The organism is Streptomyces sp. NPDC000348 (assembly GCF_042898795.1).
Classification (GTDB): domain Bacteria; phylum Actinomycetota; class Actinomycetes; order Streptomycetales; family Streptomycetaceae; genus Streptomyces.
In genome coordinates this window covers 119,389-133,488 of the sequence record NZ_JBIAZD010000011.1, presented here as the reverse complement: position 1 = coordinate 133,488, position 14,100 = coordinate 119,389, and the positions used below count along the sequence as shown (strand labels likewise).

The 14,100-nt window shown below is 73.4% G+C and carries 16 protein-coding genes; 9 read left to right on the top strand and 7 right to left on the bottom strand.

What is annotated here, in order from left to right:
- Positions 1-101: 101 nt before the first annotated feature.
- A complete protein-coding gene (locus ACFY3N_RS22370; RefSeq protein ID WP_390818458.1) occupies positions 102-1,067 on the bottom strand; it encodes a MurR/RpiR family transcriptional regulator in 966 nt (321 codons plus the stop codon).
- 56 nt (positions 1,068-1,123) lie between these two features.
- Between ACFY3N_RS22370 and ACFY3N_RS22365 the strand changes: the two genes are divergently transcribed.
- On the top strand, positions 1,124-1,528 hold the full coding sequence (locus ACFY3N_RS22365; protein ID WP_390818457.1) for a hypothetical protein: 405 nt from the start codon (positions 1,124-1,126) through the stop codon (positions 1,526-1,528).
- Positions 1,525-1,803 (top strand): DUF4031 domain-containing protein, encoded by a 279-nt coding sequence (locus ACFY3N_RS22360; RefSeq protein WP_390818456.1) that lies wholly within the window; start codon positions 1,525-1,527, stop codon positions 1,801-1,803. The genes ACFY3N_RS22365 and ACFY3N_RS22360 overlap by 4 nt, the downstream gene beginning before the upstream one ends.
- Here the strand turns inward: ACFY3N_RS22360 and ACFY3N_RS22355 are convergent.
- The 3 genes from ACFY3N_RS22355 to ACFY3N_RS22345 form a co-directional block, all read right to left on the bottom strand.
- Positions 1,785-2,852, bottom strand: a complete 1,068-nt coding sequence (locus ACFY3N_RS22355; protein ID WP_390818455.1) for a GNAT family N-acetyltransferase — start codon at positions 2,850-2,852, stop codon at positions 1,785-1,787. The genes ACFY3N_RS22360 and ACFY3N_RS22355 overlap by 19 nt on opposite strands.
- Before the next feature lie 9 nt (positions 2,853-2,861).
- Positions 2,862-3,524 (bottom strand): hypothetical protein, encoded by a 663-nt coding sequence (locus ACFY3N_RS22350; protein ID WP_390818454.1) that lies wholly within the window; start codon positions 3,522-3,524, stop codon positions 2,862-2,864.
- 89 nt (positions 3,525-3,613) lie between these two features.
- Complete coding sequence (locus tag ACFY3N_RS22345; protein ID WP_390818453.1) at positions 3,614-4,108, bottom strand: LGFP repeat-containing protein; 495 nt, start codon at positions 4,106-4,108, stop codon at positions 3,614-3,616.
- A gap of 243 nt (positions 4,109-4,351) precedes the next feature.
- On the opposite strand from ACFY3N_RS22345, the gene ACFY3N_RS22340 reads away from it, so the two are divergent.
- The 3 genes from ACFY3N_RS22340 (at position 4,352) to ACFY3N_RS22330 (ending at position 6,012) form a co-directional block, all read left to right on the top strand.
- Positions 4,352-4,504, top strand: coding sequence for a hypothetical protein (locus ACFY3N_RS22340; RefSeq protein WP_390818452.1), 153 nt, complete (start codon positions 4,352-4,354; stop codon positions 4,502-4,504).
- A gap of 39 nt (positions 4,505-4,543) precedes the next feature.
- Positions 4,544-5,224 carry a maleylpyruvate isomerase family mycothiol-dependent enzyme gene (locus tag ACFY3N_RS22335; protein ID WP_390818451.1) on the top strand — a complete coding sequence of 227 codons (681 nt, stop codon included), beginning with the start codon at positions 4,544-4,546 and terminating at the stop codon, positions 5,222-5,224.
- 98 nt (positions 5,225-5,322) lie between these two features.
- Complete coding sequence (locus tag ACFY3N_RS22330; RefSeq protein ID WP_390818450.1) at positions 5,323-6,012, top strand: copper homeostasis protein CutC; 690 nt, start codon at positions 5,323-5,325, stop codon at positions 6,010-6,012.
- A gap of 189 nt (positions 6,013-6,201) precedes the next feature.
- On the opposite strand, the gene ACFY3N_RS22325 is transcribed toward ACFY3N_RS22330, so the two are convergent.
- Positions 6,202-8,283: a HelD family protein gene (locus ACFY3N_RS22325; protein ID WP_390818449.1), complete on the bottom strand. Its 2,082-nt coding sequence runs from the start codon at positions 8,281-8,283 to the stop codon at positions 6,202-6,204.
- Positions 8,284-8,553: 270 nt separating this feature from the next.
- On the opposite strand from ACFY3N_RS22325, the gene ACFY3N_RS22320 reads away from it, so the two are divergent.
- Positions 8,554-8,739 (top strand): hypothetical protein, encoded by a 186-nt coding sequence (locus ACFY3N_RS22320; protein ID WP_390818448.1) that lies wholly within the window; start codon positions 8,554-8,556, stop codon positions 8,737-8,739.
- Between the two features lie 13 nt (positions 8,740-8,752).
- Here the strand turns inward: ACFY3N_RS22320 and ACFY3N_RS22315 are convergent, their stop codons facing one another.
- Positions 8,753-9,484 (bottom strand): helix-turn-helix domain-containing protein, encoded by a 732-nt coding sequence (locus tag ACFY3N_RS22315; RefSeq protein ID WP_390818447.1) that lies wholly within the window; start codon positions 9,482-9,484, stop codon positions 8,753-8,755.
- Positions 9,485-9,705: 221 nt separating this feature from the next.
- Here ACFY3N_RS22315 and ACFY3N_RS22310 point away from each other — a divergent pair, with 221 nt between their 5' ends.
- From ACFY3N_RS22310 to ACFY3N_RS22300, 3 genes are read left to right on the top strand one after another with little or no spacing between them, the layout of a single operon-like run.
- Positions 9,706-10,374, top strand: coding sequence for a DUF4097 family beta strand repeat-containing protein (locus ACFY3N_RS22310; protein ID WP_390818446.1), 669 nt, complete (start codon positions 9,706-9,708; stop codon positions 10,372-10,374).
- Between the two features lie 11 nt (positions 10,375-10,385).
- Entirely contained in the window at positions 10,386-11,342 is a 957-nt protein-coding gene (locus ACFY3N_RS22305; RefSeq protein ID WP_390818445.1) for an ATP-binding cassette domain-containing protein, read from the top strand.
- Positions 11,339-12,124 carry an ABC transporter permease gene (locus ACFY3N_RS22300; RefSeq protein WP_390818444.1) on the top strand — a complete coding sequence of 262 codons (786 nt, stop codon included), beginning with the start codon at positions 11,339-11,341 and terminating at the stop codon, positions 12,122-12,124. Before ACFY3N_RS22305 ends, ACFY3N_RS22300 begins: the two co-directional genes overlap by 4 nt.
- Before the next feature lie 256 nt (positions 12,125-12,380).
- Here ACFY3N_RS22300 and ACFY3N_RS22295 read toward each other — a convergent pair whose 3' ends face one another.
- On the bottom strand, positions 12,381-14,024 hold the full coding sequence (locus ACFY3N_RS22295; protein WP_390818443.1) for a DNA repair helicase XPB: 1,644 nt from the start codon (positions 14,022-14,024) through the stop codon (positions 12,381-12,383).
- Positions 14,025-14,100 lie beyond the last annotated feature (76 nt).

Below are 14,100 nucleotides of genomic sequence, written 5' to 3'. Positions count from 1 at the left end.
GGCGGGTCTTTCCGGTCCGGGGGTGGGGCGGCCTACCTGGGGGCGCGGGGAACTGCGCGATCAGCCACGGATCATCCGCGGATCACCATGGCGGTACGCCCCTACGGCCCCTTGCGGGCCGCACGGTGCCGATGCGCAAGCGCTTCATAGGACGCGGACAGCGCCGGCGCCGCCGCCTCGTACGTCCGCTGGGCGACCCCCACGAACAGGCAGTCCACCACCAGCAGCTGCCCCGTCCGGGAGGACATCGCGGCTGGCCGCAGCTCGCTCTCCCGGGCCGTGGACGTGGTCAGGACGTGGTCGGCGTACTGCGTGACGGGGCCGTCCGGGCGGCCGGTGACCGCCACCGTCGTCGCTCCGCGCTCGAAGGCGACCCGGAGGGGTTCGATGACGTCCCCGGTCGACCCGGAGTGGGTGACGGCGACCGCCACGTCCCCCGGGCGCAGCTGCACCGCGTTGGTGACGGCGAGGTGCGGGTCGCTGTGGGCGTGCGCCACCAGGCCTATGCGCAGCAGCTTCTGGGTGAGGTCCTGGGCGACCAGACCCGACGCGCCGACGCCGTACACATCGGTGCGGCGGGCGCCGGCCAGGGCGGTCACGGCCGCCGCGAGCTGGACGGTGTCCAGTCCGGCCGCGGTGTCGGCGAGGGTCTGCTGTTCGTCGTGGGCGAGTTTCGCCACGACGTCGGCTATGGGGTCGTCCACCGCGATGTCGGTGGTGAGGGCGGGCGCGCGGCCGGACTGCTGCTGGGCGGCGAGACCGGCCAGCGCGAGGCGCAGGTCGCGGTAGCCGGGGTAGCCGAGCAGGCGGGCGGTGCGCACGACGGTGGCCTCGCTGGTGCCGGTGAGTTCGGCGAGTCCGGTGACCGTGAGGGCCGCGCAGCCGGCCGGGTCGTCGGCGACGGCCTCGGCGACCCGCTGCATGGAACGGGTCATCGACGGAGCCAGCGTGCGCACCTTGGCCGCCAGGGCGGCGGGCGCGGGAGGGGAGGGCGGGCCGCCGCCCGGACCGCCGGCCGCGCCCGGACCGCGCCCGCCCGCGAAAATTTTCTTCACCTCATCGGTCACACCGTGAAAGATATTTTCGTTCCGGTCGTGCGGTCAAGAGTGCGCACAATGGGGGCATGGACCCCCACCTTCCCCACGGCGAACCCGGCGCCCACCCCGTCAGCCCCCTGGAACAGGCGTTGCACGCGGCGCGCGCCCTCGTGCTCGCCGATCTGGTCGCGCGCGAGGTCGCCGAGGCGGACGTGGTGTCCCTGGTCGAGGAGTCCGTCGCGCACCGGCGCTGGTGGGTCGAGCAGTGGCCGGACGGCGCCGGGTTCCTCGCCGGCCTGGTCGCCCAGGACGTGCAGGACGCCCTGCTGGAGCGGTACGGGCGCTGGCCGCTGTGCTCGGTCTGCGGCGCCGGCGACCCGCACGCGCTGGAGGTGGAGCCCGAACTCGGCCCCGACCCGCACTGGGTGTGCCACAAGGCGGGCGTGCGGGTCGCGGCGGTGGGCGGACTGGGCGGAACGGTGTCCTCGTGACCGTGTACATCGACCCGCCCGCCTGGCCGGGCCACGGCCGGATGTGGTCCCACCTCGTCAGCGACCTCTCCTACGACGAACTGCACGCCTTCGCCGACCGCCTGGGCGTCCCCCGCCGCGCCTTCGAACGCGACCACTACGACATCCCCGCCCACCGGTACGCCGACGCGGTGCGCGCCGGGGCGGTCGAGGTCGGCAGCCGCGAGGTGGTGCGGCTGCTGCACGGGGCGGGGCTGCGGCGGCGCAAGGGCGCGGCTCAGCCGCGGAGTTCGTAGGAGATCTCCCCCGCGTCCTCGGAGACCCGGGTGAACCCGGCCCGGGTGACGACCTTCTGCGAGGGCACGTTCGCGTGGTCGACGACGGCGGCCACGGTCCGTACGCCGTCCTGCTCCAGCGCCCAGCGCGACAGCGTGCGCAGCGCCTCGGTGGCGTAGCCGTGGCCGCGGGCGCCCACGACGAGGTCGTAGCCGATCTCCACGCGGCCGTCCCCGTCGGGGGCGCCGTGGAAGCCCATCGCGCCCACCGCGCGGTCGTCGTCCCGCCGGACCAGCACGTACATGCCCCACTCCGGGTGGAACACGCCCTCCTCGTACTGCTTGACCGTGATCCCGGCGCCTTCGCGGGTGCCGTCGGCGGCGGCCCCGCCGACCCACTCGTAACCGCCGTCACCGGCGAGGGACAGATCGGCCGCGACCGCGGGGGTGACGCCCTCCAGGGTCAGCCGCTCCGACCGCAGCACCGGGTTGTTGCTCCAGTGCCACCCGGTGACGGGCTCCCGCCCCGGCAGCTCGCCGCGCCCGGTGGCCCACAGCAGCGTCCGCCACGGCGTGGGACCCGGCTTGACCTGCGGGAAGATCCGGGTGAGGACGAAGGAGGCCAGCTCGGCCGGCGGCTCGTGGTCGATCCCCGTCCCCTCGGCGACGTCGTGCGTGTGCAGCAGCACCTCGGCCACGCCCATCGCGGCGAAGCCCTCACGGTTCGCGTGCCGGAAGGGGTACGGGTGGAAGGCGCGGACCGCGCGGGGGGTGGTGCGGACCGCGGCGGCGAGCAGGGCGCCGGTCGCCTCGATCGTCCTCAGGACACCGGTGTTGTCGGTGTCCTCGTCGAACGAGATCGTGAAGGGCAGCCGGGCGGTGGCCGAGCGTCCCGCGAGCCGCCCCGCGTACGCGATGAGATCGTCCGCGATGTGCTCCGCCGCCCTCCGGCAGTCCCACTCCAGCCGCCCGGCCCTCACCTTCCTCCAGTCCCGGTCGGCGACCGCCCCCAGCGTCGCCACGCAGTCCGCGACGGCTTCCTCCACCTGTTCCGCTCCCACAGCACGCATGGGGGCAGGCTAGGCGGGCGGCACGGCCGGGGGCGACAGCATTTCCAGCTCGCCGCGCATGTTGTAGCGGGCGGTGGCCTCCCAGTGCTCCTGGCCGTAGGGGGTGCGGAAAAGCCTTGGCAGGGCGAGGAGTTGCCGCAGCACATCGGCCCGCCCCTCGCGGAACGCCTCGTTCGGGACGAAGTGGTACTCCTCGCGCACGGCGGCCGTGTAGGCGGCGTACGACGACGGCGACGCGGCGAGGATCGCGAGGTCGGCGTCGCACAGCACCTGCCCGTCCCGGTCGTCGTCGGCCGGATCGTGCGTGACGGTGAGCCGGACCAGCCGGGCCACCTCGGCGGTCTTCCCCGCGGACACCCCGGCCTCGGGGAGGGCCCGCTCGGCGAGCCGGGCGGACCGCTCCTCGTTCTCGGACCGGTCCGGCAGGTACACGGCGTCGTGGAACCAGGCGGCGAGCCGTACGACGTCCGGGTCGTCCGCGTGGTCCGCCAGCTCGTCGACGTGGTCGAGGACCGCCGTGAGGTGGGTGAGCGTGTGGTAGTGCCGCTGCGGTTCCCGCCAGCGGCCGAGCAGGTCGTCGGCGTAGGGCGCGGCCCCGGGCCCGGTCCCGGATCCACGGGCCCCCTCCAGCGCACGGACGAAACGATCACGCAGGGCTTCGGTGTCGGCCATGGCCCCCATTGTTCCGGGTGCGCCCGGGTCCGCGGGTCCGCGGCGGCTTCCTCGTCCGGACCGCGGACAGGCCCCGGACCGGCCCGGCGTCAGGCGCAGGTGTTGCCGTCCGACCAGGTCTTCGTGACCCCTCCGGGACGGGCCTGGAAGTGGATCACCGTGCACTGGAAGTTCTGCCGGATCTCACCGCCCACGGTGTGCTCGTAGGACGTCGGATAGCCGGCCCACCCCGCCTCGCACCCCTGGTCGCACCAGTAGGCGCCGATCTCGCCCCAGACGGGCCAGGCACCGCTGCGGGGCGACCAGTAGACGGTCCCGTGCTCGAACCGGGTGCGCCGGCCGAACCCGTCCGGGTTGGTCAGCTCCCCGGTGAGCGGACACCCGAGTGCCCCTTCGGGGCCGCCCATCTCGAGGTACCTCCGCTCGATCTCCCCGAGGACCCTGTGCCCGCAGTAGGTGCCGTCGGCCGGCGCGGACGAAGCGGCCGGCACGCCGAGAGCGCTCGCCGACAGGGTCAGCAGGCCCAGCACGATGGCGGTCCTTCCCGGTGTCCTCCTCCGGGCGGGTGCGGCGGGATGCTTCACGTGTCTCTCCTCCGGTTCGGCGCGACGGCCCACCTCCGTCGGCCGCCACCGGGACCAACGAGGAGGCCGGGCGCGAGGCAACGGCGGGACGGGAACGCCGGTCCGGGCGGGCGCCTCGTGGAGGGGAGACGAGACCCGGGGAGAACTCTTCGGCGCGGGACGCGGGTCGGGTGGTGCGCTCGTTGGGGGGAGTTCCGGTCCTCCCCGCCTCCGTCCGCGTCCGAGACTCCAAGGACACCGGCCGTGGCACCTTGCACACGGCTGCACCAGGTCCTGGGGCCGCTCCTTCGGGAGCGGCCCGAGTGTTTTCCGGGAAGGGGCGTCCGGAGCGTCGCGGTCACCGATCTGCTGCCCGAGAGCTACGTCTGGGCCGATCACCGGGTCGACGGCGAGTAGGTCCTGTGGACCGGCGGTTCCGGAACTAGCGTGGGCGGCATGACGACTCCTGCGGATGTGCGGAACGTACGGGACCCGGAGCTGCCGGGGCGGCTGTTGACCGTCGAGCGGGACGCGCTGGTCCCGTTGCTGAGGGGGAGGGCGGACGCGGACTTCGCGTTGCCGGTGGCGGCGTGTCCGGGGTGGACGGTGCGGGACGTGCTGGCGCACTGCTCGGCGGCGCTGTCCCGGGTGGTGGAGAGCCGGTTCGAGAAGGGGGTGTTCTCGCCCGAGAGCAATGAGCGGGACATCGCCGAGCGGGCGGAGTGGACGAACGCCCGGGTCGTGGACGAGCTGGAACGCGGGATGACCGGGGCCGGGCCGCTGATCGCCGAGGCGGACGGGGTGCTGGACGTCCTCGCGCTGGGCGAGTGGGTGCACGCCGGGGACGTACGGGTCGCGCTCGGGGAGCCGGGCGCGTACGCGGGCGCGGGGCTGCCGTACGCGCTCGCCCTGCTGGGCCAGGTGACCGGCGGGAAGGGCCATCTGCCGCTGCACGCCGACCTCGACGACGCCGACGAGCCGCTGCGGCTGGGCGACGCCACGGGGGAGCGTCCCCCGGCCCGTTACATCGGCGACGGACCGACGCTCGTACGGCTGTACGCGGGGCGCCCGGTGGACGGGGCAGCGTACGAGCTGGCCGGGGCGGAGGCGGCGGAGCTGAACATCTTCGGGGATTAGCGGGCGGAGGGGCGGGGCGGTCCCGGGCGGTCGGTCGGGCGTAGGCTTGGATTGGACTAGACCTCTAGTCGCCGTCTGATCTCGAGGAATGGGGCCCCATGAGCAAGCGTGCAGTCCTGGAGGTGATCGCCCTCGACGTCGAGGACGCGGTGGCCGCCCAGGCCGGAGGTGCGGACCGCCTCGAGCTGGTGACCGACATGGCGGCGGACGGGCTGACGCCGGCCGCGGCGACGGTCGCGGGGATCCGTGCGGCCGTGGACATCCCGGTGCGGGTGATGGTGCGGCTGGCGGACGGCTTCGCGGCGGGGTCCGTCGAGCGGCTGGCGGAGGCCGCGTGCGCGATGCGCGAGGCCGGGGCGGAGGAGTTCGTGCTCGGGTTCCTCGGCCCGGACGGGGGAGTGGACCTGGAGGCGGTGGAGCGGGTGGCCCGGGAGCTGGAGGGGTGCCGGTGGACGTTCCACCGGGCCATCGACCGGGCCGCCGACCGGGGTGCGCTGCGCAAGCAGCTCGCGGATTTCCCCGGGCTGGACACGTACCTGACGGCCGGGGCGGCCGGGGGAGTCGACGTGGGGATGCCGACTCTGCTCGCGGAGGCGGGGCGGCGGGGGGAGCCGGGGTACGAGCAGCAGCTGCTGGTGGGGGGCGGGCTGCGCCTCGAGCATGTGCCGCTGTTGCTGAAGGCCGGGATCGACGGGTTTCACATCGGTGGGGCGGCTCGGCCCCGTGGGTGGGACGGGCCGGTCTCGGCGGAGGCCGTCGCGGAGTGGCGGCGGGTGCTGGGGGGCTGAGCGTTCGCTCCCTCGTCACCGGGTGTCGGGGCGGGCGGGGTTGCCGCTGGGCGGGGGCGGGTCGCGCCGCCCGGCGCTTGCGGGGTGCCTCCCCCGGAGGGGGCACCCCCAGCGCCCACCCGTGCCGCCGTGGGGGCACCTCCCAGGCCTTCAAGGCACTGGGGGAGGCACGACTGCCCGCGGTGGTGGTTACGTCAGTTGCTCCGGCAACGGGGCCGTGTGCGTCACGATCAGGCCCGAAACCGCTCGGGTGAGGGTGACGTACAGGCGGCGGAGGCCGGTGCGTTCGTCGGGTTCGGCGTCGACCACCGCCCGGGGTTCGTCCAGGAGCACGTAGTCGTACTCCAGGCCCTTCGCCAGGGAGGCCGGGACCAGGGTCAGACGGGTGGCACGGGTCGTCTCCTCGCCGGGGGCGACGTACGTGATCCCCGCCGCCGTCAGCGCCTGCGCCAGCCCCGGGACGCGGGCGTCCGCCGCGATCAGCCCCACCGAGCCCTCGTTGCGCAGGAGTTCGCGGCACGCGGACACCACGTCGTCCGTCCCCCCGGACCGGCGCACCTCGAAGAAGCCCGGGTTCTCGCGGATCGACGCCACCGGGGTCAGGCCCGGCGCGATGTGCGGGAGCAGCCGGGAGGCGTAGGTGATGACGTCCGTCGGGACGCGGAAACCGGCCGTCAGCTCCTCGATCACCGCGTCCCGCTTGCCCAGGTGGCCCAGGGCCTCCTCCCAACTGCGGGTCGCCCACGGGGTGGTGCCCTGGGCCAGGTCGCCGAGGACGGTCGCCGAGCCGGTCGTGCAGCGGCGGCCCACCGCCCGGTACTGCATGGGGGACAGGTCCTGCGCCTCGTCGAGCACCACGTGTCCGAGGGAGTGCGTGCGCCGGACGAGGTCGGCCGCCTCGTCGATCAGCACCGCGTCCGCCGCCGACCACTTCGCCGACTTCACCGAGCGGGCGGGCTTCGCCCACAGGATCGTCTTCTGCTCCTGCTCGTCGAGCAGGCCCTCCGCGTGCTCCGCCAGGAACTCCGGTTCGCTCAGCAGCCGGAGCACCAGCTTCGCCGGGTCGACGGCCGGCCAGACCGTCTTCACCGCCGCCTTCACCGCGGCGTTGCGGGCCACCGCGTCCTGGACCCTGTCGTCCGGTGCCTCGCCCGCCCGCTCCATCTGCACCAGCACGGCGTGCGCGATGCGCTGCGGGAGGGCGTCGCGGGCGGCCCCGTAGCGGATGTCGCGGTCGAGCAACTGCCGGACGATCTCCTCCAGTTCGTACGCCGGGACCCGCCAGCGGCGCGAACCGCGCACGACCACGACCGGTTCGGTGGGCATCGTGACGTGGGCGTAGAGGGCCCGGCGCAGGACCCGGGCCATCCGGGCGTCGCCCTTGACCACCGCCGCCGGCGCCTCGTCCGTCCCGCGCACCTCCACGTGCGCCACCAGGTCGTCCACCGTGGCCTGCGCGACCGTCAGCTCGCCCAGCGCGGGCAGCACCTGCTCGATGTAGTGGAGGAAGGAGCGGTTCGGCCCGACGACCAGCGTGCCGGTGCGGGCCAGCCGCTCGCGGTGGGCGTAGAGGAGGTAGGCGACGCGGTGCAGGCCGACGGCCGTCTTACCGGTCCCCGGGCCTCCCTGCACGCACACGCTGCCGGACAGCCCGGACCGTACGATCTCGTCCTGCTCGGGCTGGATCGTCGCGACGATGTCCCGCATCGGGCCGACGCGCGGACGTTCGATCTCCTGCTGGAGGAGCTTGCTGGTGGTGGCCGCCTCGGCGGGGTCGGAGAGGCGCTCGTCCTCGTACGCTGTGAGGTCGCCGCCGGTGTAGCCGAAGCGGCGGCGCAGCGCGATGTCCATCGGGTCCTTCTTGGACGCCCGGTAGAACGGCTGCGACACCGGCGCGCGCCAGTCGATCACCATCGGGTCGCCGTCCGCGTCGTGCACGTGCCGGCGCCCGATGTAGAAGAGTTCCCCCTCCGCGCCCTCGGCCCGGTCGGCGCCGGGGGAGTGCAGGTAGTCGAGGCGGCCGAAGAACAGCGGGGTGTCGCTGAGGTCGGCCAGCGCCTTGATGCGCTCCTCGATCTGGTGCTGCAGCGCGGCCGCGTTGACCCAGTTGGCGGTGACGTCGCTGATGTCGAGGGCCTCGACGTCCTCGCGCATGGCGCGCAGCGCGGAACGGGACGCGGCGAGGTGGGAGCGTTCGCGGGCGAGCGGATCGTCCGCGGGGGTGGTCGCGGGACCGTCTACGGGCTCGTCTACCGGCGTGGACGCGGACAAGGGGGTGCCTCCGGGGGACCTGCTGCTGGTTGCTGCGGCGGAATACCGGCCGGTTTCCGTCCGGACGGCGGCGCTCCGTGAGGGGAGGCGGGCAAGAGCGGAGATTCTAGGACGCGGGGCCGGTGCGGTCCAAACGATTTGTTCGTCCCCTAGGGGACGGGACCGTCCTGCCCGAGGGGTACGGGTCACCCCTCGGGCGTACCCGGAGGGCCGGCGGACCGGTCCCTCCGGCCGATGCCCGCCCCGGGACCGCGGCGCGACCATGGGGACATGAGCGCAGCGACCGTCAACCCCGCCACGCCGCCGGTCCGGCCGGCCGGCACGACCCCGCCCCCGGGCGGCCGTCCGCGCCGCCCCGGTGATGTCCTGCGCGCCGTGAAGGTGTTCCTCGGCGCGGTCCTCGACGTGATCGTCCTCGGCGAGTACGGCGAGGAGGCGGGCGTCCGCCGCAGGTAGGCGGCGCGGTCGGTCACCCGCGGTCCGGGGCCGTCTCCGGTTGCGTGTGCAGGACCTCGCGGGCCTGCTCGGCGGCGCGGACGATCGCCTCCGAGATGAAGTCGAGGTAGCGGGCGATGTTCTCCAGGCGGGTGGCGGCCGGTGTGCCGGGCCCCATGATGCCGACGCCCTGCCGTGAGGTCTCGGCGACCTGGGCGGTGGACCGGGCGCTGGCCATCATCGACTGGTGCCAGATGTCGTCGTCGACGCCGTAGCGCTCGCGGCGGCCCTCCTGGCGCTCTCGGCGGATGAGGCCCTGGCCCTCCAGGAACGTGACCGCCTTGGAGACGGACGCCGGGCTGACCTGGAGTCGCTGGGCGATCTCGGCCGCGGTCAGGCTGCCGCTGTCGGTGAGGGTCAGACAGGCCATGACCCGGGCCATCATCTTGGGCGTGCCCGACGCTATGAAGACGGTGGTGAGCGTCTCCTCGTACGCGCGCACGGCCTCCGCGTCGCGTCCGTGTTCCTCCGGGAGCGCCTCCGGCCCCCGGGGCGCGGCCTGTCTGCGCCGGTGGGCGCGGCGCTCGGTGGCGCGGTGGGCCAGGTCCGCGCGGTAGGCGGTGGGTCCGCCGTTGCGCATCACCTCGCGCGTGATCGTCGAGGTGGGGCGGTCGAGCCGTCTGGCGATCTCCGCGTAGGCGAGCCCGTCGGCCAGCCCCAGGGCGATCTGCTGGCGTTCCTGCTGGGTGAGCCTGCCTCCTGGCAACGCGGTCTCCTTCGTGGTCCGTGAGGTCCCCAGCATAGCGTTCACTTCCAATTCATTGCAATGAACTCATGTCGTCCGTTGCGTTGAATTTCAATCCGTTGCAACGATATATCTGCTGTGAGCTGCGTAAATAAGACTTAGGTGCAACGAAGGTGTTGCCGTAATCATGAACGCAACGTAGCGTTTCCGGTGTCAGAAACGACAACCCGAAGGAGTGCACGATGCAGTTCGACACCCCCACCCCGGTCTCCGTCGTCCTCGACGTCCCCGCGGGCCGCATCCGGTTCATCGCCGCCGACCGGGCCGACACCGTGGTCGAGGTCCTGCCCGCGGACGCCACGAGGAGCCGCGACAGGAAGGCGGCGGAGCGGACCGGGGTCGCATACGACGGAGGCGTCCTGCGGATCGAGGGCCCGCCGTCGGGCAACCAGCTCCTCGGCCCGTCCGGATCCGTCGAGGTCACCGTCCGGCTGCCCACCGGCTCCCGGGTCGAGGCGAAGGCGTCCGCCGCGGAGTTCCGGGGCGTCGGCCGGCTCGGCGACGTCGCCTTCGAGGGCGCGCAGGGCCCGGTCAAGCTCGACGAGGCCGCGAGCGCCCGCCTGACCGTCCTCGCCGGCGACGTCTCGGTCGGCCGCCTGGGCGGCCCCGCCGAGATCAGCACCCAGAAGGGCGACATCCGCGTCACCGAGGCGATGCGCGGCACGGTCGCGCTGCGCACCGGGCACGGCGACATCACCGTCGGCGCCGCCCGCGGAGCCTCCGCCTCCCTCGACGCCGGCACCGGCTACGGCCGGGTCCACAACACGCTCAGGAACGCCGACGGCGCCGCCGCCGGCCTCACCGTCCACGCGACCACCGCCCACGGCGACATCACCGCCCGCAGCCTGTGAAGGAGATTCCCATGACCGGCTTGGCCATCGCGGCGTACGGGCTGCGCAAGTCCTACGGCGACAAGGTCGTGCTCGACGGCGTCGACCTGACCGTCCCGGAAGGCACGGTCTTCTCCCTGCTCGGCCCGAACGGCGCCGGCAAGACCACCGCCGTCAAGATCCTCTCCACCCTCGTCACCGCCGACGCCGGCGACCTGCGGGTCGGCGGCCACGACCTCGCCACCGACCCCCGGGCCGTGCGGGCCGCGATCGGCGTCACCGGTCAGTTCTCCGCCGTGGACGGCCTGATCACCGGGGAGGAGAACATGCTCCTGATGGCGGACCTGCACCACCTCCCCAGGCCCGAGGGGCGGCGGGTGGCCGCCGCACTGCTGGAGCGGTTCGACCTCACCGAGGCGGCGAAGAAGCCCGCCTCCACCTACTCCGGCGGCATGAAGCGCCGCCTCGACATCGCCATGACCCTGGTCGGCGCCCCGCGGATCATCTTCCTCGACGAGCCGACCACCGGCCTCGACCCGCGCTCCCGCCACAGCATGTGGCAGATCATCCGCGAACTGGTCTCGGGCGGGGTGACCGTCTTCCTCACCACCCAGTACCTGGAGGAGGCCGACGAACTCGCCGACCGCATCGCCGTGCTCCACGACGGGAGGATCGCCGCCGAAGGGAGCGCCGGGGAGCTCAAGCGCCTTGTCCCCGGCGGACACGTCCGGCTCCGCTTCACCGACCCGGCCGGCTACCGGTCCGCCGCCTCCGCCCTGCGCGAGGCATCCCGGGACGACGACGCCCTCACCCTGCAGATCCCCAGCGACGGCAGCCAGCGCGAGCTGCGCGCCGTCCTCGACCGGCTCGACACCGCCGGCGTCGAGGCGGACGAGCTGACCGTGCACACCCCCGACCTCGACGACGTGTTCTTCGCCCTGACCGGCGGCGCCGCCGTCCCCGCCCCCTCCAAGGAGGCCGCCCGATGAGCACCCTCGCCCTGGCCGTGCGCGACTCGTCCACGATGCTGCGCCGCAACCTCCTGCACGCCCGGCGCTACCCGTCCCTCACCCTGAACCTGCTGCTCACGCCGGTCATGCTGCTGCTGCTCTTCGTCTACATCTTCGGGGACGTGATGAGCGCGGGCATGGGCGGAGGCGACCGCTCCGCGTACATCGCCTACCTCGTGCCGGGCGTGCTGCTGATGACCATCGGCTCCACCACGATCGGCACCGCGGTCTCCGTCTCCATGGACATGACCGAGGGCATCATGGCCCGCTTCCGCACGATGGCCATCCACCGGGGCTCCGTGCTCATCGGGCACGTCATCGGCAGCGTGCTGCAGTCGGTTGCGAGCGTGGTCCTCGTCGGCGCCGTGGGCGTGGCCATCGGCTTCCGCTCCACGGACGCCACGGCGCTGGAGTGGCTGGCCGCGTTCGGGCTGCTCGTGCTGTTCGCCCTGGCGCTCACCTGGATCGCCGTCGGCATGGGCCTGGTCAGCCCGAACGCCGAGGCGGCCAGCAACAACGCGATGCCGCTGATCCTGCTGCCGCTCCTGTCCAGCGCCTTCGTCCCGGTCGACGGGATGCCGGGCTGGTTCCGGCCGATCGCCGAGTACCAGCCCTTCACCCCGGCCATCGAGACCCTGCGCGGGCTGCTGCTCGGCACGGAGATCGGCCACAACGGATGGCTGGCCGTGGCCTGGTGCCTGGGCCTGGCGGTGCTCGGCTACTTCTGGTCGGCCGCCACGTTCGCCCGCGACCCGAAGTAACCCTCCCCGTGACGGCGCGGGCCGCGTCCCGCGGCTCCTCCCGCCCGAGGGCGGCGTACTCCGGCACCGCGTCGGCGCACGCCGCCCCACCGGCGTTCCCGGCCGTCCGCCCCGGTGCCGGCATGCGTCCCGGTGCCGGCGTCCGCCTCGGTGCCGGCGTCCGCCCCGGTGCCGGCGTCCGCCTCGGTGCCGGCGTGCGTCCCCGTGCCGGCGTCCGCCCCCGTGACGGCGCACGGCCCGCCCGGGAGGCGACCGGTCAGTTCTCGGTCAGCAGTTCGTCCGCGTCCATGATCCGGTACGCGTACCCCTGCTCCGCCAGGAACCGCTGGCGGTGCGCGGCGAAGTCCTGGTCGATGGTGTCCCGGGCGACCACGGAGTAGAAGTGGGCCCGGTGCCCGTCCGCCTTGGGCCGCAGTACCCGGCCGAGCCGCTGCGCCTCCTCCTGCCGCGACCCGAAGGTGCCCGACACCTGGATGGCGACCGTCGCCTCCGGCAGGTCGATCGAGAAGTTCGCGACCTTCGACACCACCAGGACGCTGATCTCGCCCTCCCGGAACGCGTCGAACAGCTTCTCCCGCTGGGCGTTCGACGTCTCGCCCTTGATCACCGGCGCGTCCAGGTGCTCGCCCAGCTCGTCCAGCTGGTCGATGTACTGCCCGATGACGAGGATCTGCTGCCCCGCGAACCGCCGGACGATCGCCTCCGTCACCTTCTGCTTGGTCGCCGTCGTCGAGCAGAACCGGTACTTCTCCTCCTGCTCCGCCGTCGCGTACGCCAGCCGCTCGGAGTCGGTGAGGTTGACCCGGACCTCCACGCAGTCGGCCGGGGCGATGTAGCCCTGCGCCTCGATCTCCTTCCACGGCGCGTCGAACCGCTTCGGGCCGATCAGCGAGAACACGTCCGACTCGCGGCCGTCCTCGCGCACCAGGGTCGCGGTCAGACCGAGCCGACGCCGGGCCTGGAGATCGGCGGTGAACTTGAAGACGGGCGCGGGCAGCAGGTGCACCTCGTCGTAGAGGATCAGGCCCCAGTCCCGGGAGTCGAACAGCTCCAGGTGGGGGTAGATCCCCTTCCGCTTCGTCGTCAGCACCTGGTAGGTGGCGATGGTGACGGGGCGGATCTCCTTCCTCGTCCCGCTGTACTCGCCGATCTCGTCCTCCGTCAGCGAGGTCCGCCGCACCAGCTCGTGCTTCCACTGGCGGGCCGAGACGGTGTTGGTGACCAGGATCAGCGTGGTCGACTTCGCCTGCGCCATCGACCCCGCGCCGACCAGCGTCTTGCCCGCGCCGCAGGGCAGGACGACCACACCGGAGCCGCCGTGCCAGAAGTTCTCCACGGCCTGCTTCTGGTACGGGCGCAGCGCCCACCCGTCCTCGACCAGCTCGATGGGGTGCGCCTCGCCGTCCACGTACCCGGCGAGGTCCTCGGCGGGCCAGCCCAGCTTCAGCAGCGTCTGCTTGATCTGCCCGCGCTCCGAGGGGTGCACGACCACCGTGTCCGGGTCGATCCGGGCGCCGACGAGCGGCGCGACGCGCTTCGAGCGCAGCACCTCCTCCAGCACCGGCCGGTCGGTGCTGGTCAGGACCAGGCCGTGCGCCGGGTGCTTGACCAGGCTGAGCCGGCCGTAGCGGTCCATGGTGTCGGCGATGTCGACGAGCAGCGCGTGCGGCACCGGGTAGCGGCTGTACTGCACCAGCGCGTCCACGACCTGTTCGGCGTCGTGTCCGGCCGCCCGCGCGTTCCACAGGCCCAGCGGGGTCACCCGGTAGGTGTGGATGTGCTCGGGCGCCCGCTCCAGCTCGGCGAACGGCGCGATGACCCGACGGCAGTCGTCGGCCTGCTCGTGATCGACCTCGAGCAGCAGAGTTTTGTCGGACTGGACGATGAGCGGACCGTTCACGCGCGGCTGCCTTTCTGCGACGGGCTCGGCACGGGCACTGCACGGGCATCGCCCGGCCAAACCTCCAGTCTGCCCG